General features: G+C 67.0%; 21 protein-coding genes and 1 pseudogene. 1 reads left to right on the top strand and 21 read right to left on the bottom strand.

Annotated elements, in window-relative coordinates; genetic code table 11:
• Positions 1-8: 8 nt before the first annotated feature.
• The 19 genes and pseudogenes from DFO45_RS12160 to DFO45_RS12070 all read right to left on the bottom strand — a co-directional run bounded on the left by DFO45_RS12160 (position 9) and on the right by DFO45_RS12070 (position 20,894).
• Positions 9-1,676, bottom strand: a complete 1,668-nt coding sequence (locus tag DFO45_RS12160; protein WP_012170211.1) for a ribonuclease J — start codon at positions 1,674-1,676, stop codon at positions 9-11.
• Between the two features lie 8 nt (positions 1,677-1,684).
• Entirely contained in the window at positions 1,685-2,455 is a 771-nt protein-coding gene (locus DFO45_RS12155; protein WP_133865069.1) for a biotin--[acetyl-CoA-carboxylase] ligase, read from the bottom strand.
• A 3-nt stretch (positions 2,456-2,458) separates the two neighbouring features.
• Positions 2,459-3,889, bottom strand: a complete 1,431-nt coding sequence (gene nuoN, locus DFO45_RS12150; protein ID WP_133865068.1) for an NADH-quinone oxidoreductase subunit NuoN — start codon at positions 3,887-3,889, stop codon at positions 2,459-2,461.
• Positions 3,890-3,904: 15 nt separating this feature from the next.
• Positions 3,905-5,419 carry an NADH-quinone oxidoreductase subunit M gene (locus DFO45_RS12145; RefSeq protein WP_012170208.1) on the bottom strand — a complete coding sequence of 505 codons (1,515 nt, stop codon included), beginning with the start codon at positions 5,417-5,419 and terminating at the stop codon, positions 3,905-3,907.
• Positions 5,420-5,421: 2 nt separating this feature from the next.
• A complete protein-coding gene (gene nuoL, locus DFO45_RS12140) occupies positions 5,422-7,347 on the bottom strand; it encodes an NADH-quinone oxidoreductase subunit L (RefSeq protein ID WP_133865067.1) in 1,926 nt (641 codons plus the stop codon).
• 4 nt (positions 7,348-7,351) lie between these two features.
• On the bottom strand, positions 7,352-7,660 hold the full coding sequence (gene nuoK / locus DFO45_RS12135) for an NADH-quinone oxidoreductase subunit NuoK (protein WP_012170206.1): 309 nt from the start codon (positions 7,658-7,660) through the stop codon (positions 7,352-7,354).
• Positions 7,661-7,673: 13 nt separating this feature from the next.
• Entirely contained in the window at positions 7,674-8,282 is a 609-nt protein-coding gene (locus DFO45_RS12130; protein ID WP_012170205.1) for an NADH-quinone oxidoreductase subunit J, read from the bottom strand.
• A 240-nt stretch (positions 8,283-8,522) separates the two neighbouring features.
• A complete protein-coding gene (gene nuoI / locus DFO45_RS12125) occupies positions 8,523-9,011 on the bottom strand; it encodes an NADH-quinone oxidoreductase subunit NuoI (RefSeq protein ID WP_012170204.1) in 489 nt (162 codons plus the stop codon).
• Positions 9,012-9,072: 61 nt separating this feature from the next.
• A complete protein-coding gene (nuoH, locus tag DFO45_RS12120) occupies positions 9,073-10,092 on the bottom strand; it encodes an NADH-quinone oxidoreductase subunit NuoH (RefSeq protein ID WP_133865066.1) in 1,020 nt (339 codons plus the stop codon).
• A gap of 81 nt (positions 10,093-10,173) precedes the next feature.
• Positions 10,174-12,249, bottom strand: a complete 2,076-nt coding sequence (gene nuoG, locus DFO45_RS12115) for an NADH-quinone oxidoreductase subunit NuoG (protein WP_133865065.1) — start codon at positions 12,247-12,249, stop codon at positions 10,174-10,176.
• Positions 12,249-12,626, bottom strand: coding sequence for a pentapeptide repeat-containing protein (locus DFO45_RS12110; protein ID WP_133865064.1), 378 nt, complete (start codon positions 12,624-12,626; stop codon positions 12,249-12,251). The genes nuoG and DFO45_RS12110 overlap by 1 nt, the downstream gene beginning before the upstream one ends.
• Positions 12,627-12,631: 5 nt before the next feature.
• Positions 12,632-13,933 carry an NADH-quinone oxidoreductase subunit NuoF gene (gene nuoF / locus DFO45_RS12105; RefSeq protein WP_133865063.1) on the bottom strand — a complete coding sequence of 434 codons (1,302 nt, stop codon included), beginning with the start codon at positions 13,931-13,933 and terminating at the stop codon, positions 12,632-12,634.
• A 72-nt stretch (positions 13,934-14,005) separates the two neighbouring features.
• Positions 14,006-14,611 (bottom strand): annotated as a pseudogene (gene nuoE, locus DFO45_RS12100) (NADH-quinone oxidoreductase subunit NuoE); the annotation flags it as partial.
• A complete protein-coding gene (locus DFO45_RS12095; RefSeq protein ID WP_133865062.1) occupies positions 14,611-14,967 on the bottom strand; it encodes a hypothetical protein in 357 nt (118 codons plus the stop codon). The gene DFO45_RS12095 and the pseudogene nuoE, both read right to left, overlap by 1 nt.
• A complete protein-coding gene (locus DFO45_RS12090) occupies positions 14,964-16,172 on the bottom strand; it encodes an NADH-quinone oxidoreductase subunit D (RefSeq protein ID WP_012170198.1) in 1,209 nt (402 codons plus the stop codon). Before DFO45_RS12090 ends, DFO45_RS12095 begins: the two co-directional genes overlap by 4 nt.
• Before the next feature lie 11 nt (positions 16,173-16,183).
• Positions 16,184-16,819, bottom strand: a complete 636-nt coding sequence (locus DFO45_RS12085; protein ID WP_012170197.1) for an NADH-quinone oxidoreductase subunit C — start codon at positions 16,817-16,819, stop codon at positions 16,184-16,186.
• A gap of 30 nt (positions 16,820-16,849) precedes the next feature.
• Positions 16,850-17,434, bottom strand: a complete 585-nt coding sequence (locus DFO45_RS12080; protein ID WP_043879112.1) for an NADH-quinone oxidoreductase subunit B — start codon at positions 17,432-17,434, stop codon at positions 16,850-16,852.
• The gene (locus DFO45_RS12075; RefSeq protein ID WP_012170195.1) at positions 17,425-17,790 is read right to left on the bottom strand and encodes an NADH-quinone oxidoreductase subunit A; all 366 of its coding nucleotides are present in this window, start codon (positions 17,788-17,790) and stop codon (positions 17,425-17,427) included. The genes DFO45_RS12080 and DFO45_RS12075 overlap by 10 nt, the downstream gene beginning before the upstream one ends.
• 575 nt (positions 17,791-18,365) lie before the next feature.
• On the bottom strand, positions 18,366-20,894 hold the full coding sequence (locus DFO45_RS12070; protein WP_166657113.1) for a response regulator: 2,529 nt from the start codon (positions 20,892-20,894) through the stop codon (positions 18,366-18,368).
• 223 nt (positions 20,895-21,117) lie between these two features.
• Between DFO45_RS12070 and DFO45_RS12065 the strand changes: the two genes are divergently transcribed.
• Positions 21,118-23,094 (top strand): flagellar biosynthetic protein FliO, encoded by a 1,977-nt coding sequence (locus tag DFO45_RS12065; RefSeq protein WP_133865060.1) that lies wholly within the window; start codon positions 21,118-21,120, stop codon positions 23,092-23,094.
• 116 nt (positions 23,095-23,210) lie between these two features.
• Here DFO45_RS12065 and dksA read toward each other — a convergent pair whose 3' ends face one another.
• Complete coding sequence (gene dksA, locus DFO45_RS12060) at positions 23,211-23,627, bottom strand: RNA polymerase-binding protein DksA (protein WP_043879109.1); 417 nt, start codon at positions 23,625-23,627, stop codon at positions 23,211-23,213.
• A 275-nt stretch (positions 23,628-23,902) separates the two neighbouring features.
• Entirely contained in the window at positions 23,903-24,751 is an 849-nt protein-coding gene (locus tag DFO45_RS12055; RefSeq protein WP_133865059.1) for a MipA/OmpV family protein, read from the bottom strand.
• Positions 24,752-24,779 lie beyond the last annotated feature (28 nt).

The raw sequence follows: 24,779 nt of genomic DNA, 5'->3' as shown, positions 1-24,779 counted from the left end.
GGGGCCTATCAAACCTCGACGATATGGACGTGGCAAACCGGCTTTTTGCCCCACGCGCCATTGACCGCGCCGCGCACGGCCCGCTCGATGGAATCGGACATGGCATCGGGATCGCGACGCCGCGCCTTGGGCAGGCCCTCGGCGGTGGTCACCACCGTATCGAGGATGAGGTCGAGGAAATCGATTCCCCCCTCCCCCCGCTCGGGAATGCCGGTGATCTCCACCGACGGATCGCCCACGAGGTTGCCGCGGTTGTCCACGGCAAGCGCCACCGAGACGATGCCCACGTAGGCGAGGCGCCGGCGCTCGGGAATGGTGCGGGCGCTGTCCGGGATCAGCAGGCGTCCGTCCTTATAGAGGCGCCCGTAAGGCACGTCCTCCACCCGCTCGGCATGGCCGGGCGCGAGGCGGATCACATGGCCGTCGGCGCAGGAGACCACCTCCGGCACGCCGAGCGCCTTGGCGAGCGCGGCATGCTCGGTCAGATGCAGCGGTTCGCCATGCACCGGAACGGAGACCTGCGGGCGCACCCACTTGTACATCTGCTCCAGCTCGCCGCGCCGCGGATGGCCGGAGACGTGGACGAGGCCGTCCTTGTCGGTCATCACCTTGATGCCGCGCTTCACGAGGCCGTTGATGACCGTGTTCACCACCTTCTCGTTGCCGGGAATGGTGCGTGAGGAGAAGACCACGAGGTCGCCATGGGACAGGGCGATCTCCGGATGGTCGTCGGTGGCGATGCGGCTCAGGGCGGCGCGCGGCTCGCCCTGGCTGCCGGTGAGGATGGCCACCACCTTGTCGCGGGGCAGGAAGCCGAAGGCATCGGCACCCCGGAAGGCCGGCAGGCCGTCCAGCATGCCCTGCTCACGGGCGACCCCGATCACGCGCTCCATGGCGCGGCCGACCACCACAACCTCGCGGTCATTGGCATAGGCGGCTTCCGCGATGGCGCGCACGCGGGCGACGTTGGAGGAGAAGGTGGTGAAGGCGACGCGATACTTCGCCTTGGCGACCACGTCCCGCAGCGTCGCGGCGACATCCGCCTCGGATGGCGAGACGCCGTCGCGGATGGCGTTGGTGGAATCGCAGATCATCGCCCGAACGCCCTCGTCGCCGAGGGCCTGGAGGCGCGCGATGTCCGTCACATGGCCCACCACGGGGGTCGGGTCGAGCTTCCAGTCGCCGGTGTGCAGCACGAGGCCGGCGGCGGTCCGGATGGCGAGGGCGTGGCTGTCGGGGATGGAGTGCGCAACCGGCACGAACTCCACCTCAAAGGGGCCGATCTGGGCCCGTCCGCCGGAGCGGACCACCTCGATCGGGATCTTCGGCGCGCCGGGCTCCTGCAGGCGCTTGGCGTCCAGCAAAGCGGCGGTGAAGCGGGTCGTATAGACCGGACAGCCGATGCGGGGCCACAGGTCCAGCATGGCGCCGACATGGTCCTCGTGGCCATGGGTCAGCACGAGACCGGCAATGCGATCCTTGACGCTCTCCAGGAAACGGATGTCAGGCATGACGAGATCGACGCCCGGCGCCTCCTCGCCCGCGAAGCTCATGCCGAGATCGACGATGAGCCACTGGCGCTGCTTGCGCGGTCCGATCCCGTAGAGGCCGAGATTCATGCCGATCTCGCCCACCCCCCCGAGAGGCGCGAAGACGAGCTCGTTGTTGTCAGCCATCAGATGGTTCAATCCACTTTCGGTGTGAGGGAGACCTCGCCCGCCGTTACGATTTCGGCGATGCCATCCCGGCGGCGCAACATCATCGCGCCGCGATTATCGATACTCTCGAACCGGCCGGTCACTTCCCGCTCGCCGATCTTCACCGTGATGGTGTCGCCGATGGCGAGGGCGTAGCGCATCCATTCGGTGCGGATGGAAGCAAAACCGTTGCCGCCGTTCCACTGGTTGAGGCGGACGGTCATGGCAAGATCGAGCGCTTCCAGCAGACGGTCGGGCGCAGTGGGCGCCCCCGCTTCCTCCAGGCTCGTCGCCCGATAGGGCAGGCCCTCGGGATGGTGCAGGCAGTTGACGCCGAAGCCGATCACCGCGGCCGGCCGGCCGTAGCGGTCATTGGCCCCCTCGACCAGGATGCCCGCGAGCTTGCCGCCATCCAGCATCAGGTCGTTGGGCCACTTGAGCCGCAGCCCGTCGATGGAGATCAGGGGCGCGGCGGCCACCACGGCGTCGCGCAGGGCGAGCCCAGCCACAAAACAGAGCTGCGCCAGGTTGGCCACCGGCGCAGGATTGGGGAGCACGAGCGTCGCGAAGAGGTTGCCCAGTTCGCTGGTCCAGGGGCGGCCGCGCCGCCCCCGTCCCGCGGTCTGGATGTCCGCGACCAGCCAGGCGGGCATGGCCTCGCCCCGGCTCAGGCGCGCCAGACCCTCCGCATTGGTCGAACCGATCTCCGTGAAGCGGATGATGGGGATGGTCGAGCTTTGAAACCTTTGTTCCGCCATCGTTCAGAAAAGCGCGCGCGCCGCAGCGCCCGCAGCCGCAATAAGAGGAGTCGGGGCGAGGAAGAAGAAGGTGGTGAACAGGCCGGACACGGCCAGCACCGCCTTCAGTTCGCCGGGCATGCCGTCGAACGCCTCGGCCGGTTCGTCAAAGTACATGATCTTGACCACACGGAGATAGTAGTAGGCGCCGACCACCGACGCCACCACACCGATCACGGCCAGACCATACAGCCCCGCCTGGATCGCCGCCAGAAACACATAGTACTTTGCAACGAATCCAGCCAGCGGCGGAATGCCCGCCAGCGAGAACATGAGCGCCGCGAGCGCCAGCGCCATGAGCGGCTTGGTGCGGGCCAGGCCGGCGAGATCCTCGATCGTCTCCACCGAGCGACCGTCGCGGCGCATGGCCAGCACGCAGGTGAAGGAGCCGAGCGTCATCACCACATAGATGGCCATGTAGAGCAGCACGCCGGTCACGCCCTGCTCCGTGCCCGCCGCCAGACCCACGAGCGCGAAGCCCATGTGGCCGATGGAGGAATAGGCGAGCAGGCGCTTGATGTTGCGCTGGCCGATGGCGGCGAACGCGCCGAGCGCCATGGAGGCGATGGAGACGAAGGTGACGATCTGCTGCCAGGAGTGCGTCACGTGCGGCAGCGCCTCGACGGCCACGCGGACGAAGACGGCCATGGCGGCAACCTTCGGGGCCGTGGCGAAGAAGGCGGTTACCGGGGTGGGCGCGCCTTCGTACACGTCCGGCGTCCACATGTGGAACGGCACGGCCGAGACCTTGAAGCACAGGCCGGCGAACAGGAAGACGATGCCGAACACGAGGCCAGTGGTCGGGGCGGTGGCGACCTTGGCAATGCCGGCGAAGTTCACCGTGCCGGTGAAGCCGTAAATGAGCGAGGCGCCGTAGAGCAGCATGCCGGAGGACAGGGCGCCCAGCACGAAATACTTCAGGCCCGCCTCGGTGGAACGCACGCTGTCGCGGTTGATGGCGGCGACCACATAGAGCGAAAGGCTCATGAGCTCGAGGCCGAGATAGAGGGCGATGAGGTCGCCGGCCGAGATCAGGATGCAGATGCCGAGCGAGGCAAGGACGACCAGCACGGCATATTCGAACTTCGCCTGCTGGGCGCGGTTCAGCCAGTCCACCGACATGATGAGGGAGACCGCCGCACCGAGCAGCGCCACCGCCTTCATGAAGCGGGCGAAGGGATCGACCAGCATGGAGCCGTTGAAGCCGGCGATGGTCACCGCCGGCTGGAGCATCACGAGCACCCCGGCGGCCACCAGCGCCGCGATGGCGAGGCCGTTCACCAGATTGGCCGACTTTTCACCCTGGATGGCGCCGATCAGCACCAGCACCACGGCGGAGAGCGCGAGGAGCAGTTCCGGGAGGACCGCGCCGAGAGGCGGCAGGAGGGAGGACATCGGACGACCTCTGGATCAGTGGCCGAGCAGCAGCGCGGCGGTCTTGGCGACGCTCGCGGCAGTCTCGGTACGGGCGACGACGAAGTTCACCGCGTGGGACGTCATGTCCAGCACGGGCGCCGGCCAGAAGCCGAAGATGATGGTGAGCGCGATGAGCGGGATCATGATGCCGATTTCGCGGGCATTGAGATCCTTGAGCTTCATCAGGTTCTCCTTCTCCAGCGGGCCGAAGATGACCCGCCAGTAGAGCCACAGCGCATAGGCGGCCGACAGGATCACGCCGGTGGCGGCGAAGAAGGCGACCCAGGTGTTGCGCTGGAAGGCGGAGAGCATGGTCAGGAACTCGCCGACGAAGCCGGAGGTGCCCGGCAGGCCGACGTTGGCCATGGTGAAGACCATCATGGCGACCGCATAGAGCGGCATGCGCTTCACGAGGCCCCCATAGGCCGCGATCTCGCGGGTGTGCATCCGGTCATAGATCACGCCGACGCAGAGGAAGAGCGCGCCCGAGACAAAGCCGTGCGAGATCATCAGGAACATGGCGCCCTGGAGGCCCGCCTCGTTCATCGAGAACAGGCCCATCGTCACGAAGCCCATGTGGGCGATGGACGAGTAGGCGATGAGCTTCTTGATGTCCTCCTGCACCATCGCCACCAGCGAGGTGTAGATGATGGCCACCACGGAGAGCGTGTAGACCAGCGGCGCGAAGAGGTGCGACGCATCCGGGAACATGGGCAGCGAGAAGCGGATGAAGCCGTAGCCGCCCATCTTCAGCAGCACGCCCGCCAGGATCACGGAGCCGGCGGTCGGCGCCTCCACGTGGGCGTCGGGCAGCCAGGTGTGCACCGGCCACATGGGCATCTTCACCGCGAAGGAGGCGAAGAAGGCGAGCCACAGCCAGGTCTGCATGCCGGCCGGGAAGCCGTACTGCATCAGCGTGGGCACGTCGGTGGTGCCGGCCTTCCAGTACATGGCCATGATGGCGAGCATCATGAGCACGGAGCCGAGCAGCGTGTAGAGGAAGAACTTGAAGGAGGCGTAGATGCGCCGCGCGCCGCCCCACACGCCGATGATGAGGAACATCGGGATGAGGGCCGCCTCGAAGAAGAAGTAGAAGAGGACGAGGTCGAGGGCGCAGAAGGTGCCGACCATCAGGGTCTCAAGCACCAGGAAGCAGATCATGTACTCCTTCACGCGCTTCTTCACGCTGTCCCAGGAGGCCAGGATGCAGAAGGGCATGAGGAAGGTCGACAGGATCACCAGCGACAGCGAGATGCCGTCGACGCCCATGTGATAGGCGGCGATGCCGCCGAGCCAGGGCTTCTTCTCCACGAACTGGAAGCCGGGCGCCGCCGGATCAAAGCCCGGCAGCAGGAAGAGCGACACCACGAAGGTGACGAGTGTGGTCCACAGCGCCACCCAGCGGGCGTTGCGCGCCGCGACCTCATCCTCGCCGCGCACGACGAAGATGAACAGCGCACCCACCAGCGGCAGGAAGGTGACGACGGAGAGGATCGGCCAGTTGGACATCGTCACACTCCGGCGAACATGAACCAGGTGATGATGGCGGCAACGCCGACCAGCATCACGAACGCATAGTGGTAGAGGTAGCCGGTCTGCAGCCGGACCAGCTGTCCGGTGACATCCAGCACGCGGGCGGAGATGCCGTTCGGGCCGAGGCCGTCGATGATGGCGCCGTCACCCTTCTTCCAGAGAATGCGGCCGAGGCAGAGCGCCGGACGCACGAACAGGAAGTTGTACAGCTCGTCGATGTACCACTTGTTCAGGAGGAACTGGTACAGCGCGTCCTGGCTCTTGGCGAGGGCGGCCGGCACCCGGCGGTCCACCATGTAGAACCAGTAGGCCACCACGAAGCCCAGCACCATCATCACGGTGGGCATGTAGGCGGCCCAGCCGGGCACCTCATGCATGGCGTGGAGGATGTGGTTGTCCGGACCCATGAAGATGGAGCTGCGGAAGAAGTGCTCCACGTCGTGGCCGACGAAGAGGTTGTAGCAGACGAAGCCCGCGATCACCGCGCCGACGCTGAGCACGGCCAGCGGGATGGTCATCACCAGCGGGCTCTCGTGCGCGTGGTCGTAGTGATGGTGGTCGTGCGGATGGCCGTGGAAGGTCAGGAACACGAGGCGCCACGAGTAGAAGGAGGTGAGCGCCGCCGCCAGCACCGTCATCCAGTAGGCATAGACCCGGAAGTGCGAGTGGCTGGCATAGGCCGCCTCGATGATGGCGTCCTTGGAGTAGTAGCCGGCGAGGAAGGGGAAGCCGGTGATGGCCAGCGTCCCGATCATCATGGCGCCATAGGTGAAGGGGATCTTCTTATAGAGCCCGCCCATGTGGCGCATGTCCTGCTCGTGGTGCATCGCGTGGATGACCGAGCCGGCCCCGAGGAACAGCAGCGCCTTGAAGAAGGCGTGCGTGAAGAGGTGGAACACGCCGACCGAATAGGCGCCCGCGCCCATCGCCACGAACATGTAGCCGAGCTGCGAGCAGGTCGAGTAGGCGATGACCTTCTTGATGTCGTTCTGCACCAGCGCGACGGTCGCCGCGAACATGGCGGTGGTGGCGCCCACGATGGTCACCACGTCGAGGGCGGACGGCGACAGCTCGAAGATGGGCGACATGCGCGCCACCATGAACACGCCGGCGGTCACCATGGTCGCGGCATGGATGAGGGCCGAGACCGGGGTCGGGCCTTCCATGGCGTCCGGCAGCCAGGTGTGCAGCAGGAACTGGGCCGACTTGCCCATGGCGCCGATGAACAGCAGCAACGCGATCACCGTCGGCGCATCCCAGTGGTGGCCGAGGAAGGGGATGGTCTTGCCGGCCAGGCTCGGGGCCTGGGCGAAGATGGTCTCGAAGCTCACCGAGCCGGTCATCACGAACACGGCGAAGATGCCGAGCATGAAGCCGAAGTCACCCACGCGGTTGACCACGAAGGCCTTCATGGCCGCCGCGTTCGCAGAGGGCTTCTCGAACCAGAAGCCGATGAGCAGGTAGGAGGCGAGGCCCACGCCTTCCCAGCCGAAGAACAGCTGGACGAGGTTGTCGGCCGTCACCAGCATCAGCATGGCGAAGGTGAAGAGCGAGAGATAGGCGAAGAAGCGCGGCCGGCTCGGATCCTCGTGCATGTAGCCGATGGAGTAGAGATGAACCAGCGAGGACACGGAGGTGACGACGATCAGCATGATCGCGGTCATGGTGTCGATGCGCAGCGCCCAGTCGATCTTGAGGTCGCCCACATAGATCCAGTGCATCACCTGCACGCGGGTGTCGAAGCCCGCGAAGCCGACCTTGATGAAGGTGATCCAGGCGAACAGGCAGGCGATGAACAGAAGCGCCGTGGTGATGAGTTCCGACGGGCGCGGACCCAGAACGCGGCCGAACAGACCGGCGATCAGGAAGCCGATGAGCGGCAGGAAGACGATGGCCTGATACATGCCCTCAGCCCTTCATGGCATTGATGTCCTCGACGGCGATCGATCCGCGGTTGCGGAAGAACACCACGAGGATGGCGAGGCCGATGGCCGCCTCGGCGGCCGCGACGGTCAGCACCAGGAGCGCGAAGACCTGGCCGACGAGATTGCCCTGGAAGGCCGAGAAAGCGACCAGGTTGATGTTCACCGCGAGCAGGATGAGCTCGACCGACATCAGGATGACGATGACGTTCTTCCGGTTGAGGAAGATGCCCAGCGTCCCCATGGTGAAGAGGATCGCCGCCACCGTCAGATAATGGGACAGACCGATTTCCATTGTGCCCCGCTCCTCAGATGCCCTGGCCCGGCTTCACCTTGACCACTTCCATCGCGGTCTCGGGGGTGCGGGCAACCTGGGCGGAGATGTTCTGCCGCTTGACGTTCGGCTTGTGGCGCAGCGTCAGCACGATCGCGCCGATCATGGCCACCAGAAGCACGAAGCCGGCGATCTGGAAGAAGTAGATGTAGTCCGTGTAGAGCACCTGACCCAGCGCGTGGGTGTTGCCCCGCGGATAGGTCATCACGGCGTTGGTGGCGACCGTGACGCCGGGGCCGGCGGCCCAAGTGCCGACCACCAGCACCAGCTCGGCGAGGAAGATGAGGCCCACGATGGCGCCCACCGGCAGATACTGGAGGAAGCCCTGGCGCAGCTCGACAAAGTCGACGTCCAGCATCATGACGACGAAGAGGAAGAGCACCGCCACCGCGCCGACATAAACGACGACGAGGATGAGGGCGAGGAACTCCACGCCGAGCAGGATGAACAGCCCCGCCGCATTCACGAAGGCGAGGATGAGGAACAGGACCGAATACACCGGGTTACGGGAGGAGATCACCATGAAGGCGGATCCCACCAGTATGCAGGCGAAGAGATAGAAAAACGCTGCCGCGAAACTCATGCGTCGAGCTCCCCTCTCCGCGACGCGCTGGCGTCGATCTTTTCCAGCCGCATCCGCTGGCCGGCCCGTCGATAGCCCGTACCCATCGCCCAAGTCCACTGTCCGGGTGCCGGCGGAACGCCAGCCCCTGTCGGTTTTTCCAATGACGCGCCGTCGGCGCGCCGCTCGTCCTGTCGCGCCATCCGGCGCGGTGCTCAGCTCAAGGCGCCGAAGCGCTCTGCCCTGCCTTGGCCCTGCCGCTCAGCGGTAGGGCGCGTCGGCGGCGATGGCGCGCGCGATCTCGCGCTCCCACCGGTCGCCGTTCGCCAGCAGCTTTTCCTTGTCGTAATACAGCTCTTCACGGGTCTCGGTGGCGAACTCGAAGTTCGGCCCCTCGACGATGGCATCCACCGGGCAGGCTTCCTGGCAGAAGCCGCAATAGATGCACTTCACCATGTCGATGTCGTAACGGGTCGTGCGGCGGGTGCCGTCATTGCGGCGCGGACCGGCCTCGATGGTAATGGCCTGCGCCGGGCAGATGGCCTCGCACAGCTTGCACGCGATGCAGCGCTCTTCCCCGTTGGGATAGCGGCGCAGCGCATGCTCGCCCCGGAAGCGCGGCGAGATGGGGTTCTTCTCGAACGGATAGTTGATCGTCGCCTTGGGCTTGAAGAAGTAGCGCATGGCGAGGAAAAAGCCGGAGACGAGCTCCGTCAGAAAGAGGGCGCGCGCGGCCTGGTCGAGTTTCATGGCCTCTCTCCTGCCGCGATCAAGCGGCCAGACATGCGGACGTTCAGGGTGACGGGGGCGCTCATTGCGGCGCGAGCCCCGTGAAGTGGAGGAAGCTGGCCACCAGCACGACCATGCCGAGGGAGATCGGCAGGAACACCTTCCAGCCGAGGCGCATGAGCTGGTCGTAGCGATAGCGCGGCACCATGGCCTTCGCCATGGCGAACATGAAGAACATGAAGCACACCTTCAGCAGGAACCAGACGATGCCCGGAACCCAAGTGAAGGGGGCGAACGGAATGGGCGAGAGCCAGCCGCCGAGGAACAGCACGGAGGCGAGCGCGCACATGGTGACGATGGCGACGTACTCTCCCAGCATGAACAGCAGGTAGGGCGTCGAGCCGTATTCGGTCATGAAGCCCGCCACCAGCTCCGACTCCGCTTCCACAAGGTCGAAGGGCGGGCGGTTCGTCTCGGCCAGCGCCGAGATGAAGAAGATGACGAACATGGGCAGCAGCGGCAGCCAGTACCAGCCGAAGATGCCGAGGCGGGTGTCCTGCGCATGGACCACCTTGGAGAGGTCCAGCGAGCCGGCGCACATGAGGACGGTGACGATGACGAAGCCGATGGAGACTTCGTAGGACACCATCTGCGCCGCCGAGCGGAGCGCGGCGAGGAAGGGGTACTTCGAGTTCGAAGCCCAGCCGCCCATGATGATGCCGTACACGCCGAGCGACGAGATGGCGAAGATGTAGAGCGTGCCGAGGTTGAGGTCCGCCACTACCCAGCCATCCGCCAGCGGCACCACCACCCAGGCGGCGAGCGCCAGCACGCAGGTGATGAGTGGGGCGAGGAGGAAGGCCACCTTGTTGGCGCCGGACGGGATCACCGGCTCCTTCAGCACGAACTTGATGAGGTCGGCGAAGGACTGGAACAGGCCGAGCGGCCCGACCACGTTCGGACCGCGACGCAGCTGCACCGCCGCCCAGATCTTGCGATCGGCCAGCAGCAGATAGGCGATGACGATGAGCAGGCCCACCAGCAGCCCAAGACTCTGGGCCAGGATGATGAGCACGTGGATCAGGGTGTCCTGCCAACTCATGGGTTCTACTCGCCCTCAGTTCCGGCCGGTGCGGGCAGTCGCCCGGCACCCGCGGTCAGATTGATCCTGCGCGCGCATCACTCACTCCGCCGCCACGGCGGTTCCGCCAAGGCGGAGCGCGGAGCATTCGGCCATCACGGCGGAAGACCGCGCGATGGGATTGGTCAGATAGAAGTCGCGCACGGCCAGCGCGAACGGAGCCTTGTCCGGCGTGCCGCCGAGGCCGGCCACCTTGGCCACCACCGTCGCATCCGACGGCTCGATCTCGTCGAGGCGGCCGAGGTGCGGATGGGCCGACACCAGCGCCGCGCGCAAAGCGAACAGCGTGTCATAGGGCAGCTTCTGGCCGAGCACTTCGGAGAGGGCGCGGAGCACGGCCCAGTCCTCGCGCGCCTCGCCGGGCGGGAAGGCCGCGCGGTTGGCGAACTGCGGACGGCCTTCCGTGTTCACATAGAGGCCCGACTTCTCGGAATAAGCGGCACCGGGCAGGATGACGTCGGCGCGGTGCGCGCCCTTGTCGCCATGGGTGCCGATGTAGACGACGAAGGCGCCGGGGGCGACCTCGATCTCATCCGCACCGAGCAGGAACAGCGTGTCCACGCCGCCCTCGGCCATGGCCTTGGCGGTGAGACCGCCCTGCCCCGGCACGAAGCCGATGTCGAGCGCGCCGACGCGGCTCGCCGCCGTGTGCAGCACCGCAAAGCCGTTCCAGCCGTCCTTCACTGCGCCCACCGACACCGCGAGGCGGGCGGCCAGCGACAGGATGGCGGCGCCGTCGGCGCGGGCGATGGCGCCCTGCCCAACGATCACCAGCGGACGCTGCGCGCCCTTCAGAACGTCGGCGAACGTGCCGCCGCCTGTGAGGTCCGCGAGCGTGTCCGGGCCGGCGCCCAGATAGTCATAGGGATAGGTCAGATCGACCCGCTCGCCGATCAGCGCGACCTTGAGGCCGCCCTGGCGCCAGCGCTTGCGGATGCGGGCGTTGAGGACGGAGGCCTCGTGGCGGGGATCGGTGCCCACCAGCAGGATCGCGTCCGCCTCCTCGATCCCGACGATGGCGGGATTGAAGACGTAGGAAGCGCGGCCGAGCGCCGGATCGAGGGCGGCGCCATCCTGGCGCGCGTCGACGTTGGCCGTGCCCAGCTTGCCCATGAGCTGCTTCAAAGCGAACAGCTCTTCCGTCGTGGCGAGGTCGCCGGCGATCGCGCCGAGACGGGCCGCCGGGGTCGCCTTCACCTTGGCGGCGATGGCATCGAAGGCCTGGCTCCAGCTGGCCGGCACGAGGCGGCCGTTCTGGCGCACGTAGGGCCGATCGAGGCGCTGGGTCTTCAGGCCATCCCACACATAGCGGGTCTTATCGGAAATCCACTCCTCGTTCACGCCCTCATGGACGCGCGGGAGAATACGCATGACCTCGCGGCCGCGGGTGTCGATGCGGATGTTGGAGCCCACCGCATCCATCACGTCGATGGATTCGGTCTTGGCCAGTTCCCACGGACGGGCGTGAAAGGCGTAGGGCTTGTGGGTCAGCGCGCCCACCGGGCAGAGGTCCGCCACATTGCCCTGCATCTCGGAACGCATGGCGTGCTCGAGATAGGTGGTGATCTCCATGTCCTCGCCGCGGCCGATGGCGCCGAGGTCCGGCACGCCGGCGACTTCGGTCGAGAAGCGCACGCAGCGGGTGCAGTGGATGCACCGGTTCATGGAGGTGCGCACGAGCGGGCCGATGTACTTGTCTTCCACGGCGCGCTTGTTCTCGGCGAAGCGAGAGCTATCCACGCCATAGGCCATGGCCTGGTCCTGAAGGTCGCACTCGCCGCCCTGATCGCAGATGGGGCAGTCGAGGGGGTGGTTGATGAGGAGGAACTCCATCACCCCTTCGCGGGCCTTCTTCACCATCGGGCTCTTGGTGAGCACGACCGGGGGCTCGCCGTTCGGGCCGGGGCGCAGATCCTTCACCGCCATGGCGCAGGAGGCGGTGGGCTTGGGCGGGCCGCCCTTCACCTCGACGAGGCACATGCGGCAGTTGCCGGCGATGGACAGGCGTTCATGGAAGCAGAAGCGCGGAATCTCCACGCCCGCCACCTCACACGCCTGGAGCAGCGTGTACTCGGCGGGGACGTCAACCTCTGTCCCGTCGACGATGATCTTGCTCATTATTCGTCCGCCTTACCGCCCGCTTGAGCCGCGTTCCACGCAGCCAAGAGATCCGTCACCGCAACGCCGTCGATGGTCATGCCGTCGAGACGGCTGCCCACGATGGTCGCTCCCGCCAGATTGGCATCCTCGATCCGCAGTCCGGCCAGATTGACCTTCCGGGCGGAAAGTCCGGCCATGTTGGCGTCCTCGAAGACACATCCGGAAAAATTCAGATCGCGATACTTGCCGCCCGACAGATTGACATTCTCCACCACCAGACCGGCGAGGTTCACGTCATTGAATGTCGAACCGGACAGGTTCACGTCGTTGAAGACCGAACCGGACAAGTCGCTGCGGGTGACCGCGAGGCGATGCTTCTCCTGCTCGATCCTCATGTCCCCTACTCCGCCGCGACCGGCACCGGATCGGGATGCGGGTTCGCCGCATACTGGTCGATCCGCTTCTCGATCTCGTGGCGGAAGTTTCGGATGAGGCCCTGCACCGGCCACGCGGCGGCATCGCCGAGCGCGCAGATGGTGTGACCCTCGATCTGGGTCGTCACTTCCAGCAACTGGTCGATTTCGCGCTTCTGGGCGCGACCCTCGGCCATGCGGTTCAGCACGCGCCACATCCAACCCGTGCCCTCGCGGCACGGCGTGCACTGGCCGCAGCTCTCATGCTTGAAGAAGTAGGAGATGCGGGCGATGGCGCGCACGATGTCCGTCGACTTGTCCATCACCAGCACGCCGGCGGTGCCGAAGGAGGACTTCACCGCGCGCAGGCCGTCGAAGTCGAGGATCAGATCCTCGCAGGCCGCCGCCGGAACCACCGGGCAGGAGGCGCCGCCGGGGATGATGGCGAGCAGATTGTCCCAGCCGCCCCGGATGCCGCCGCCGTGCTTCTCCACCAGCTCGCGGAAGGTGATGCTCATGGCATCTTCCACGACGCAGGGCGTGTTCACGTGGCCCAGGATGCCGAACAGCTTCGTGCCGACGTTGTTCGCGCGGCCGATGGACGAGAACCAGGAGGCACCGCGACGCAGGATTTCCGGTGCCACCGCGATGGACTCGACGTTGTTCACCGTCGTCGGGCAGCCGTAGAGGCCCATGTTGGCCGGGAACGGCGGCTTCAGCCGCGGCATGCCCTTCTTGCCCTCAAGGCTCTCCAGCAGCGCGGTTTCCTCGCCGCAGATGTAGGCGCCGGCACCGTGGTGCACATAGAGGTCGAAGGGATAGTCGTGGATGTTGTTCTTGCCGATGAGGCCCGCGTCATAGGCCTCGTCGATGGCGGCCTCCAGACGCTCGCGCTCCCGCACATACTCGCCGCGCACATAGATGTAGGCGGCGTGCGCCCCCATGGCGAAGGACGCGATCAGGCATCCCTCGATGAGGGTGTGCGGATCATTGCGCATGATCTCGCGGTCCTTGCAGGTGCCCGGCTCGGACTCGTCGGCATTGACCACGAGATAGTGCGGACGCCCGTCGGACTGCTTGGGCATGAAGGACCACTTCATGCCCGTGGAGAAGCCGGCGCCGCCGCGGCCGCGCAGGCCCGACGCCTTCATCTCATTGATGATCCAGTCGCGGCCCTTCTCCAGGATGCCCTTGGTGCCGTCCCAGTTGCCGCGCTTCAGAGCACCCTTGAGGCCACTGTCCTCGTAGCCGTAGATGTTCGTGAAGATGCGGTCCTTGTCCTGAAGCATGGCTCAAGCCTCCGCATCGCCGGCGCCGGTCTTCGGCGCGTCGGCGGCCGCCGCCGGCTCGGCCGGCTTGCGGTTGTAGAGCGAGGGATCCGTCAGGGACGTGCGGCCGCCCTCGGGCGCCGAGGCCTGACGGCCGGTCTGGGAGCCGGTCTTCACCGGGCGCCCTGCCTGGAGATCATCCAGCAGCTTCTCGAGGCTCTCGGGGGTGAGGTCCTCGAAATAGTCGTAGTTCACCTGGACCATCGGGGCGTTGGCGCAGGCGCCGAGGCATTCCACCTCGAGCCAGGACAGCGCGCCGTCTTCCGTCACGTGCCGCTCGGGGCCGATCTTGCGATGGCACACTTCCTTGAGCTTGTCGGCGCCGCGCAGGGCGCAGGGCGTCGTGCCACAGAGCTGCACGAAGTGGCGGCCCACGGGCTCAAGGTTGAACATCGTGTAGAAGGTGGCGATCTCCAGCACGCGGATATAGGCCATGCCGAGCTTGTCGGCGACGACCCGGATCGCGGGCTCGGGGAGCCAGCCGCCGAACTGCTCCTGCGCCTTCCACAGGAGCGGGATCACGGCGCTGGCCTGCCGGCCTTCGGGATACTTGGCGATCTGGCGATCGGCCCAGGCCTCGTTCTCCGGAGAGAAGGCGAAGCTGGCGGGCTGCTCGGCAGCGAGACGACGGACGGACATCAGCGCGTTCCGGCTACGTGACAGTTGTTATAGGCACCGCCCGCCTGCGCGATCGCGCAATAGACGGTGACGCCATCCTTGTAGAGCTTCAGCACCTGCGCATCGGTGTGCGCCAGCATCCCGTTGGTGCCCGGCACGCCGGACGTCGGGACGAGGGCCGCATCCACCGGCTGCCAGCCATCATTCAGCAGCGCATAGACGGTGAGCTTCTGGGAGACCACCGCAACCGGCGGCTGCGTGGGCGCTGCGGGCGCCACGATCTCGATGCTCATGGGCGCCTTCGTCGGATAGTCCGCCGCCGACGCGAAGCCGGCGGACGCCGCCAGCGCGAGAATGCCGAGCGCGAAAGCCTTCACCGATCCACCTCCCCGAACACGATATCGAGGGAGCCAAGCACCGCCGAGACGTCGGCGAGCATGTGCCCGCGACACAGGAAGTCCATGGACTGAAGGTGCGCGAAGCCGGGAGCGCGGATCTTGCAGCGGTACGGCTTGTTGGTGCCGTCGCCGACCAGATAAACGCCGAATTCCCCCTTCGGCGCTTCCACCGCCGCATAGACTTCCCCTTCCGGCACGTGGAAGCCTTCGGTGTATAGCTTGAAGTGATGAATAAGCGCTTCCATGGAGCGCTTCATCTCGCCACGCTTGGGGGGAGAGACCTTGCGGTCGGTCGAGGCGACGGGGCCGGCCTCCTTCAGGAGGCGGTCTACGCACTGAAGCATGATCTTGTTGGACTGCCGCATCTCTTCCATGCGGACCACATAGCGGTCGTAGCAGTCGCCGTGCTTGCCGATCGGAATGTCGAAGTCGAGCTCCGAATAGCACTCGTAGGGCTGCGCGCGGCGCAGGTCCCACGGCGCGCCGGAGCCACGCACCATGACGCCCGAGAAGCCCCACGCCAGCGCGTCCTCCAGCGTCACGACGCCGATGTCGACGGTGCGCTGCTTGAAGATGCGGTTGCCGGTCACGAGCGCGTCGAGGTCGTCGAGCAGGCTCGGGAATGTGCGGCAGAACTCGCCGATGTCCTCGACCAGCTTCTGCGGCAGGTCCTGGTGCACGCCGCCCGGCCGGAAATAGGCCGCATGCATGCGGCTACCCGAGGCACGCTCATAGAACATCATGAGCTTTTCGCGGGCCTCGAAGCCCCAAAGCGGCGGGGTCAGCGCGCCCACGTCCATAGCGAACGTGGTGACGTTGAGGAGGTGCGAGAGCAGGCGCCCGATCTCGGAATAGAGCACGCGGATGAGCTGGCCGCGCTTGGGCACCTCGATGCCCGCAAGGCGCTCCACCGCCAGGCAGAAGGCATGCTCCTGATTCATCGGCGCGCAATAGTCGAGCCGGTCGAAATAGGGCACGGCCTGAAGATAGGTCTTGGCCTCGATCAGCTTCTCGGTGCCGCGATGCAGCAGGCCGATATGCGGATCGACGCGTTCCACCACCTCGCCGTTCAGCTCCAGCACCATGCGCAGCACGCCGTGGGCGGCCGGATGCTGGGGACCGAAGTTGATCTGGAAATTGCGGACCGGCACCGCCGGCTGTTGGCTGTCCAGGGTATGGGCCATGGCGCGCTCCTTCAGCTCGCCTTGGGCGCGGCAGGCGCGCCGGGCTGGGATGACGCCTTCTCGTCGCCGGGCAGGATGTATTCCACACCTTCCCAGGGCGAGAGGAAATCGAAGTTGCGGAATTCCTGCGCGAGCCGCACGGGCTCATAGACGACGCGCTTCAGCTCGTCGTCATAGCGCACCTCGACGAAGCCGGTGAGCGGGAAGTCCTTGCGCAGCGGGTGGCCGTCGAAGCCGTAGTCGGTGAGCAGGCGGCGCAGTTCCGGGTGGCCCGTGAACAGGATGCCGTAGAGGTCATAGGCCTCGCGCTCGAACCAGTTCGCGCCCGGCCAGATGCCGGTCACGGACGGCACCAGCGTCTCCTCGCCCGCCGACAGCTTCACCCGCACGCGGGCGTTCTGCTTCAGGGAGAGCAGGTGGTAGACCACCTCGAAACGCTGCTCGCGGGCCGGATAGTCGGCGCCGCAGACATCCACGATGCAGGTGAACAGGCAGGACGGATCGTCACGCAGGAACGTCGCCAGCTTGAGGATGTGGTCCGGCGTCGTTTCGAGCGTCAGCTCGCCATAGGCGATCTTGTGGGCCACCACCGCGCCGGGCAGTGCGCCCGTCACGTGAGCCGCCAGATCCTTCAGGGTCTCGTCCATGCGCCAGTTCCTGTCGCCCGATGCGGCCGTTCAGCGTTCGATGGTGCCGGTGCGGCGGATCTTCCGCTGCAGCAGAAGCACGCCGTAGAGCAGAGCTTCCGCCGTGGGCGGGCAGCCGGGCACATAGATGTCCACCGGCACCACGCGGTCACAGCCGCGCACCACCGCGTAGGAATAGTGATAGTAGCCACCGCCATTGGCGCAGGAGCCCATGGAGATGACGTAGCGCGGCTCCGGCATCTGATCGTAGACCTTGCGCAGGGCGGGCGCCATCTTGTTGGTCAGCGTGCCGGCGACGATCATCACGTCCGACTGGCGCGGCGAGGCGCGCGGCGCGAAGCCGAAGCGCTCCACGTCGTAACGCGGCATGGACACCTGCATCATCTCGACCGCGCAGCAGGCGAGACCGAAGGTCATCCACATCAGCGAGCCGGTACGCGCCCAGGTGATGAGGTCATCGACGGTGGTGACGAGGAAGCCCTTGTCCGCCAGCTCCGCGTTGATCTCCTTGTAGAAGGGATCATCGGAGAGGATGGGGCGGCCGGTCGAGGGGTCGATGATGCCCTTCGGGGCTTCCGACACCAGAGGCTTCGTCGCGGACGGGGTCAATCCCATTCGAGCGCTCCCTTGCGCCACTCATATACGAACCCGACGGTCAGAACGCCGAGGAACAGCATCATCGACCAGAATCCGAGGTCACCCAGGCCGCCGAACGTCACCGCCCAGGGGAAGAGGAACGCCACTTCGAGGTCGAAGATGATGAAGAGAATCGCCACCAGATAGAAGCGGACGTCGAACGTCATGCGGGCGTCATCGAATGCGTTGAAGCCGCATTCGTAAGCCGACAGCTTTTCCGGATCGGGATTCTGGTAGGCGACGATGAACGGGGCGACCAACAGGGCCAGTCCGATCACCAGAGAAACGCCGATGAAGATCACCACCGGCAGGTAGTCCATGAGCAAGGCGTTCATGATCCGCACCTTGGGGCGCTGTGTGCAGTGCGCCTGAAGCGCACGCGCCGGCCTCGGTTGGAGGAGTTCGAAAACGAGCGAGGCTTATCGCAGCGCCAGATGGGTGGCAAGAGCGACCGGCCTTCCCCTCACCTCAAAATGTTCCAATAAGATAGTGCGACGCAACATTTTCCTCGGCAGGCGGTTTGACACCGCCTCAAAAGCCCCGGTCCAGCTCTCGCCGATCTGTTTCACCGCCACAGACTTACCGTAAGGTCCGCTCAGCTTCTGCTTGGCTCAACCGGCCCCGCCACGATCCCGCCGCAGGAATGCCCGGCGAGTGCTTGCGGGCCGCGCAGATGGTCATGGTGTTGCCGCATATCGGACGCGGCGCCGCATTCGCGCCGTCCGGGCCGGAGACGGTCGCGCCTCTGTAGGGCCCAGATCATTGTGCAACGCAACCTGGCGGTTTCCACAGACCGCTCGAAAGCTCCGGACGGGCGACTGATGATACCCATTTCGGCGGTAAGTCGCATGGCCGTATGAGCCCAGCGCATGGTCCGACCAGCCGCTTGGGGGCGCGCCGGGCAGGCCATTCAGGAGGCGATGGTCTCTTTCACCGCCGCCACCAGCTGCTTCAAAGTGAAGGGTTTGGGCAGGAAAGCGAATTTCTCGCTGGCAGGGAGATTCTTGGCAAAGGCCTCCTCCGCATAGCCGGAGATGAAGATGACCTTCAGCTCCGGATGGCGGGCACGCAGTTCCCGCAGCAGGGTCGGCCCGTCCATCTCCGGCATCACCACGTCCGAGATGACAAGATCGAAGCGATGCTCGGCGGCGTCCACCACGGCCAGGGCCTCGGCGCCGCCTGAGGCCGCCACCACATTGTAGCCGCGGGCCGAGAGGGCGCGGCTGGCGAAGGCCCGCACCGCATCCTCGTCCTCCACGAGCAGCACGCTCCCCTGCCCCGTCAGATCCGCCGTACGCGTGTCGGGCTCGGCCGGGCGGGCTTCCACCTGCGCCGCCTCTTCGGCGTGGCGTGGCAGGAAGACCCGGAAGGTCGTCCCCGCGCCGGGCGTGCTGGCGGCGAGAATCGTGCCGCCAGTCTGCTGGACGATGCCATAGACGGTGGAGAGGCCGAGGCCCGTGCCCTTGCCCACCTCCTTGGTGGAGAAGAACGGCTCGAAGATCTTGTCCATGATCTCCGGCGGAATGCCGGTGCCGGTGTCCACCACCTCCACCAGAACATAGTCGCCCGGTGCCACGGTGCCGTCACCAAGCGCCGCCGTCTCGGCCGCCGTGACATTGCGGGTGCGCAGCGTCAGCGCCCCGCCGCCGGGCATGGCATCGCGGGCATTGACCGCCAGATTGACGATCACCTGCTCGAACTGGTTCACGTCCACCTTCACCGGCCACAGATCGCGGCCGTGCTCCACCTCCAGCGTGATGGTCTCGCCGATGAGGCGGCGCAGCAGCATGGAGAGGTCGGAGATCACGTCGGTGAGCTGGATCACCTGCGGCCGCAGGGTCTGGCGGCGCGAGAAGGCCAGAAGCTGCCGCACGAGACCGGCGGCGCGGTTGGCGTTCTGCTTGATCTGCATGATGTCCGGGAAGGACGGATCGCTGGGCCGGTGGCTCGCCAGCAGCAGGTCGCAATAGCCGATGATGGCGGTCAGCACGTTGTTGAAGTCGTGCGCCACCCCGCCGGCGAGCTGACCGATGGCCTGCATCTTCTGCGACTGGGCGAACTGCACCTCCAGCGCCCGCTGGGCCGTGGTGTCCACCGCATAGATGGCCGCCCCCCCGCCGGGTCCGCCCAGCGCCGCCGCATAGAGCCGCGCGGACCGGCCACCCTCGGCGGCGATGGCGATGTCCACCGCCTGCGCCGCGCCCGAGGCGCCGTCGCGCAGGGCGTCCTGCACCAGTTGCTCGACCGCCACCTGGTCCCGCTCCACCACGAGCCGTTCAAGCTTGAGACCGGTCAGCGTGCGGCCGTCGGAGAACAGGCGGGCAAAGCTGCCGTTGGCTTCGGTGAGGCGCCCCCTGGCATCGATGGTGGCCATGGCCAGCGGCGATCGGGAGAAGAAGGCGGCGTCGTCAGAGCCCCGCGCCACCGGTGCGGCAAGGCTCGGCGCTGCGGCGGCCGCACGGGCGCGCGGCGCCAGAACCACCACGCATTCACCCATGGGCAGGCCACCGACGAAAGCGCGGACCGGCAGGGTGGAGCCGTCGCGGCGCAGGACGTCGATGTCGAGCCCGTCCGGGTCGCTGCGCCCCTTGGTCAGGGCCGCCAGCATGGCACCGGCGGAGGACGGAGGGATGATCTCGCGGAAGGACATGCGCCCGGCGCCGACTTCGGCGAGGTCGTAGCCCAGCAGCCGCGCCAGAGCGCCGTTCGCCAGCCAGGCTTCCTCGCTCGTCAGCACGAACATGCCGAGCGGGGCCCGCTCCCACAGCGCCAGCAGGCCGGCGGCGGCGGAATGTTCCGTCACCGCAGCATCGGCAGGACCAGCGGGCACGGCGGCAGCTTGAACCACGGCTGTCGCCTCGCTGCGCTCCGCACCGGTGACCGACAGCACCCACATGGTGCGGCGGCGACCGCCGAGCGGATGCACCGACACCCGCAGCTTTCGCCCATCGGGGTCGGCATCGAACGGGAACATGCGCGTGCAGGAGGTGCCTTCGGCGACCGCGTGCAGAATTTCCGCGAGCATCGCCTGCCCGCCGGGAATACGCTGGAGGAAGCGCTCCGGAATGGGCGCCTGGCCTTCGCGGCTGCGGGTCAGGCGCAGATAGGGCGTATTGGCGCTCGAAATCTGCTCGCCGTCTTCCACGACGGCGACGCCGTCGCTGGTGGCCGCAACGAGAAGACGCGACATTTCATCGCCCGTCTGCGGCCGCGCGAGCCCGAAGCGGATGATGGCATTGGCGATGGAGACGAGCCCGACGCAGGCAAGTGCAGCCAGGACGGGAAGGATGAAGCTCGAACCGGACCCTTGCACCAGCACCGCCGCGAAAGCGCCCGCAAAGGCTGCTCCGGCGAGGATCAGTCTGGTGAATTGCTGCGTCTGGCCTGCGGTTGCCCGTTCCGCCGGACCGTGATCCGGGGTACCCGCTCCGCCCGTCATCCAGTCATCCTTGTTGGAAAACCCTACCATTTTGCCGCCAGCGGGCCAAGGCGAAGGTTATGATTCCCGGAAATTAACGCAAAGTAGCGGCATTGGTTGAAATCCGCGCGCGATCGTCAACAATTTCTTAGGCGATTGCCGAGGGTCTGGTTTACGCGTCCCGCTGGCGCGTTCTGTGCGGCTTCATGCTATTGCACCGCTCGTCCAGCGATGAGGAGGGTTGATGTTGCAGGATCTGTTCGGCGCGCAGCTTGAGCTTCCGGCTCGAGTGGCGATCGCCCTGGTGGTTATCGCAGCGCTGCTCGCCCTCACCATGTTCCTGGTGCGGCGGATCGGCGGCGGTGGGGGACGGGGCGGCATCGCCCGGTCGCGCCATCGTCTGGCTGTTCTCGACAGTGTTCCGGTGGACCAGCGGCGGCGTCTGGTGCTGGTGCGCCGCGACGAGGTCGAACATCTCCTTCTGGTGGGTGGCACCGCCGACGTGATCGTCGAGTCCGGCATCGGCCGCCCCGGCCGCGAGGCCCTGCCGCCCCGCGATGCCGCCCAGGCCCGCGCGCCCCTGCCGCCCCGCGATCCCCGCGAAGCGCTTCCCGGCCGTGACCCGCGCGAGACCCTGCCGCCCCGCGAAGCCCCCGACGCTCTTGCCGCGCGCCCCGCCGCGCGTCCCCTGCCCGGCCGACGCATGGCCGGCGAGGCCGAGGCCGATCTGACCAGCGCCGATCTGCGTGCCGGCGACCGCACCAAGGGCGCCGATGCCCGCTATCAGGATTTGCGCGCCGCCCGCGCCCGCCTCATCGAGCCCCGGCCGGCGGATGCGCCGGTGCAGGCGCCCGAAGCCGCCCCTGCCGAGCCCCCCGCCCCCGTGGAACCGCATCTGGAGGCCCCGACTCCGGAAGCCACCCCTGCACCAGTGACGCCGGACGTCGTGCCGGCCGAAGCGGCGTCGAAGCTGGAGACGGCCGAGCCCGTTCCGCCTGCGCCCGACGCGGCTCCGGTAACCGCGCCCGAACCGGCGGCGGTCGAGGCGCCGGTGGAAGTGCCGCGCCGCTCGTTCCTGTCGCGCCGTCCTCTCAGCGGGCCGGATGCGCCCGCTTTCGGCATCCGCGCGCTGCGGGATCGCAAGCTCGGGGCCACCCCGGCGGCGTCCGAGCCCCCGCTCGTCGAGCCGGCACCCGCCCCGGAAGTCGCCATTGTTCCGGTGGAAGCTGCTCCCGCACCGCTGGTGACGCCGGAACCGCCGGCCGTCGAGCCTGGACCTGTGGACGCGCCTGCCGCGCCGACGCCGAACGTCGGCGAGCGCCCGCGTTTCGAGCGCCCCTCGCTGCCGCCCCGCCGGGAATCGCTCTTTGCCAGCCGCTTGACCCGCCGCGATGACGCTGCGGGCGGCGAACCCAAGTTCAGCGGCTTCCGCCGCACCGAGCCGAAGATCGGCGAGGCAGCGGAGCGGACCGACACCGCCTTCCCCCGTGCCAAGCCCGCCGCATCCATTCCCGCGGCCGCCGCCCCGGCTGCCGCCGCCGCGGCGATCATTCCGATGCTTACGGTGGAGGAACTGCTCGGCGAGCCGATCGCCCCGGCGGTCAAGGCCCCGGAAGTGAAGCTTCCCGATCCGGAGCCCGCCCCGGCCGCCGCCGAGGTGCCGCAGGTCGATGTGCCCGCCGTGCATGAGCCGGTGGCGGAAGCCCCCGCCATCCATGTCCCGGTCGAAGAGCCGGTGGCCGCCGCGGCGCCCGAGGTGGTTGTCGTGGAAACGGTCGTGCCCGAGGTGGCCCCGCCGGTCGAGGCCCCCGCCGAGCCGCATCCGGTGCCGGAGGTGATCGCCGCCGAACCGCCGATAGTTGCCGTTGTGGCGGCAGAACCGGCGGTGGTGGAGGCGCCGGCGGCTGAGGCGGCACCCGCTCACGAGCCGTCCCCGGCCGCCATCGATGCGGTCGCGGCGGCGCTCGACTTGTCAGAGCCCGAGACACCGGCCGAAACCGCCGGCATCACCATCGAAGATCTCGAACTGCGCATGACCGAGATCGCCGCCGAGGAAGCCGCCAAGGCCGAGACCGCGGAGACGGCGCCCTCCGTGCAGGAGCCCGAGGCTCCCGCCGCCGCGCCGGAACCGCCGGCTGCGGAGAAGCCGCCGGCCGATCCGTTCGACGCGCTGGAAGCGGAAATGGCGAGCCTGCTCGGCCGCCCCACCGACAAGGCCTGAGGCGCGCCCGCGGGGCGCCCTCCCCTCCCGATACAGAAAAGGCCGGACCTGCCATGCAGGTCCGGCCTTTGTGTTTGTGGAGCGCCCGGCCTCCGCACGACCGGACAGGCAGAAACTCAGTCGTCCCGATACACGCGCTCGCGGCGCTCGTGCCGCTCCTGCGCTTCCACCGACAAGGTGGCGATGGGGCGGGCTTCCAGCCGCTTGAGGGAGATGGGCTCTCCCGTGTCCTCGCAATAGCCGTAGGAACCATCCTCGATGCGCTGCAAGGCCGCGTCGATCTTGGCGATCAGCTTGCGCTGACGATCGCGGGCCCTCAGTTCGATCGAGCGGTCGGTCTCCGAGGAGGCCCGATCCGCCAGATCCGGATGGTTCTGATTCTCGTCCTGAAGGTGCTGCAGCGTCTCGCGCGCTTCACGAAGGATTTCTTCCTTCCAATTCAGCAGCTTGAGCCGGAAATACTCCCGCTGCCGATCGTTCATGAAAGGTTCGTCCTCGCGGGGGCGATAGTCCTCGTCGATGCTGATCGACATCCGCAAAGTCCTCGATACCGCTACGCCGATCCCCGTCGGGTCGGGGCGCTTATATCCAGCGCCTTGCCTCCCGACAACCGCCATGATTTCCGCAGCGCAGCATTACCGGCAAAGGTGCAGCGCCACGTCTCAGCCCCGACGGACGGCGCCGTCAGACCAAAGGATGAGAAAGAACCTGCAAGGGACATGCCGGATGGCGCGCATGAAAAAACCGGCGGTCGCTGGGAGCCGCCGGTCGATCTTCGTCCGCTCTATGGATCAGCCGTGCCGGCTGCTCACCACCAGGACTTGCCCATGTTGAAGGTGTAGCTAAGCGACACGCCGGCGATGAACTGGTTGGACGACTGGGTGAGCGGCGAATCCGACGCGTCACCCACCAGGCGGTAATAGGAGCCGTAGACGCCGGCCTCGAAGCCGTTGCCGAAGTTCTTCGTCAGCTGCGCCGTGGCGCCCCAGGCATCGACGCCGCCACCTGCCGAATAGACCGGCAGAGGATTGCCCACGAATCTGGCCGACACCGCCTGCAGGGGCGTCACGCCGTAATAGGCCTGCATGTAGCCGGAGCTGGCGAAGGACAGGCGCGGGCCGACCGCAAACCGCCACGACTGATAGGGAATGATGAAATCGGCGGCGAGGTCGCCCATCAGGCCCTCATAGCCGCCGAAGCCGTAGCGCAGCTCGCCGCGCAGGCGCAGCCAGTCGAAGGCGTACCATTCGGCAAAGCCGCCCAGTTCCACCGACGTGCCGACGTCGCCGAGGCCCCTCAGCTTGGCGTTGTCATCCTGGTCGCGGCCGAGATCCAGCTTGCCGACGGCGCCGATGCGGAAGCGGCCGGTATCGAAGAAGGCGATGGACGGGTTGTCGTCCACGCTGCGGAAGGCGTTGAGGCTCGAGGCCTTGGAGATGTTGAAGATCAGCTTCGGGCTGGCGGTGTAGTCGTCGCTGCCCGGATATTCCGGCACGGCCCGGATGGAGCCGCCGATGGTGAGGTACCAGTCTTCCTGCGTGCCGGGAGGAGCCGGCATGGGCGGCGCCGTGGGATAGTCCGTCGCATGAGCTTCAAGCGCGCCGAGAGACAGAAGCGCGGCGAGCGCAGCGGACGAAAGGACGGAACGGGACACCATGCACCTCACCTTGGCGGATGTCGCACAC

It is taken from the genome of Azorhizobium sp. AG788 (assembly GCF_004364705.1).
In the GTDB taxonomy this organism is placed as follows: Bacteria; Pseudomonadota; Alphaproteobacteria; order Rhizobiales; family Xanthobacteraceae; genus Azorhizobium; species Azorhizobium caulinodans.
The sequence above is the reverse complement of the archived record's forward strand: the minus strand, read 5'-3'. Positions and strand labels throughout refer to the sequence as shown.

What these genes read in the sequence shown, in the direction of transcription:
- DFO45_RS12065 (WP_133865060.1), top strand. Translation starts at nt 21,118, where the DNA reads ATGTTGCAGGATCTGTTCGGCGCGCAGCTTGAGCTTCCGGCTCGAGTG.
- DFO45_RS12155 (WP_133865069.1), bottom strand. Translation starts at nt 2,455, where the DNA reads ATGGCGGAACAAAGGTTTCAAAGCTCGACCATCCCCATCATCCGCTTC.
- DFO45_RS12090 (WP_012170198.1), bottom strand. Translation starts at nt 16,172, where the DNA reads ATGGCCCATACCCTGGACAGCCAACAGCCGGCGGTGCCGGTCCGCAAT.
- DFO45_RS12130 (WP_012170205.1), bottom strand. Translation starts at nt 8,282, where the DNA reads ATGAGTTTCGCGGCAGCGTTTTTCTATCTCTTCGCCTGCATACTGGTG.
- nuoF (WP_133865063.1), bottom strand. Translation starts at nt 13,933, where the DNA reads ATGCTTCAGGACAAGGACCGCATCTTCACGAACATCTACGGCTACGAG.
- DFO45_RS12080 (WP_043879112.1), bottom strand. Translation starts at nt 17,434, where the DNA reads ATGGGATTGACCCCGTCCGCGACGAAGCCTCTGGTGTCGGAAGCCCCG.
- DFO45_RS12160 (WP_012170211.1), bottom strand. Translation starts at nt 1,676, where the DNA reads ATGGCTGACAACAACGAGCTCGTCTTCGCGCCTCTCGGGGGGGTGGGC.
- DFO45_RS12085 (WP_012170197.1), bottom strand. Translation starts at nt 16,819, where the DNA reads ATGGACGAGACCCTGAAGGATCTGGCGGCTCACGTGACGGGCGCACTG.
- DFO45_RS12055 (WP_133865059.1), bottom strand. Translation starts at nt 24,751, where the DNA reads ATGGTGTCCCGTTCCGTCCTTTCGTCCGCTGCGCTCGCCGCGCTTCTG.
- DFO45_RS12145 (WP_012170208.1), bottom strand. Translation starts at nt 5,419, where the DNA reads ATGTCCAACTGGCCGATCCTCTCCGTCGTCACCTTCCTGCCGCTGGTG.
- nuoL (WP_133865067.1), bottom strand. Translation starts at nt 7,347, where the DNA reads ATGTATCAGGCCATCGTCTTCCTGCCGCTCATCGGCTTCCTGATCGCC.
- nuoK (WP_012170206.1), bottom strand. Translation starts at nt 7,660, where the DNA reads ATGGAAATCGGTCTGTCCCATTATCTGACGGTGGCGGCGATCCTCTTC.
- nuoH (WP_133865066.1), bottom strand. Translation starts at nt 10,092, where the DNA reads ATGAGTTGGCAGGACACCCTGATCCACGTGCTCATCATCCTGGCCCAG.
- dksA (WP_043879109.1), bottom strand. Translation starts at nt 23,627, where the DNA reads ATGTCGATCAGCATCGACGAGGACTATCGCCCCCGCGAGGACGAACCT.
- DFO45_RS12075 (WP_012170195.1), bottom strand. Translation starts at nt 17,790, where the DNA reads ATGAACGCCTTGCTCATGGACTACCTGCCGGTGGTGATCTTCATCGGC.
- DFO45_RS12070 (WP_166657113.1), bottom strand. Translation starts at nt 20,894, where the DNA reads ATGACGGGCGGAGCGGGTACCCCGGATCACGGTCCGGCGGAACGGGCA.
- nuoG (WP_133865065.1), bottom strand. Translation starts at nt 12,249, where the DNA reads ATGAGCAAGATCATCGTCGACGGGACAGAGGTTGACGTCCCCGCCGAG.
- DFO45_RS12110 (WP_133865064.1), bottom strand. Translation starts at nt 12,626, where the DNA reads ATGAGGATCGAGCAGGAGAAGCATCGCCTCGCGGTCACCCGCAGCGAC.
- nuoN (WP_133865068.1), bottom strand. Translation starts at nt 3,889, where the DNA reads ATGTCCTCCCTCCTGCCGCCTCTCGGCGCGGTCCTCCCGGAACTGCTC.
- nuoI (WP_012170204.1), bottom strand. Translation starts at nt 9,011, where the DNA reads ATGAAACTCGACCAGGCCGCGCGCGCCCTCTTTCTGACGGAGCTCGTC.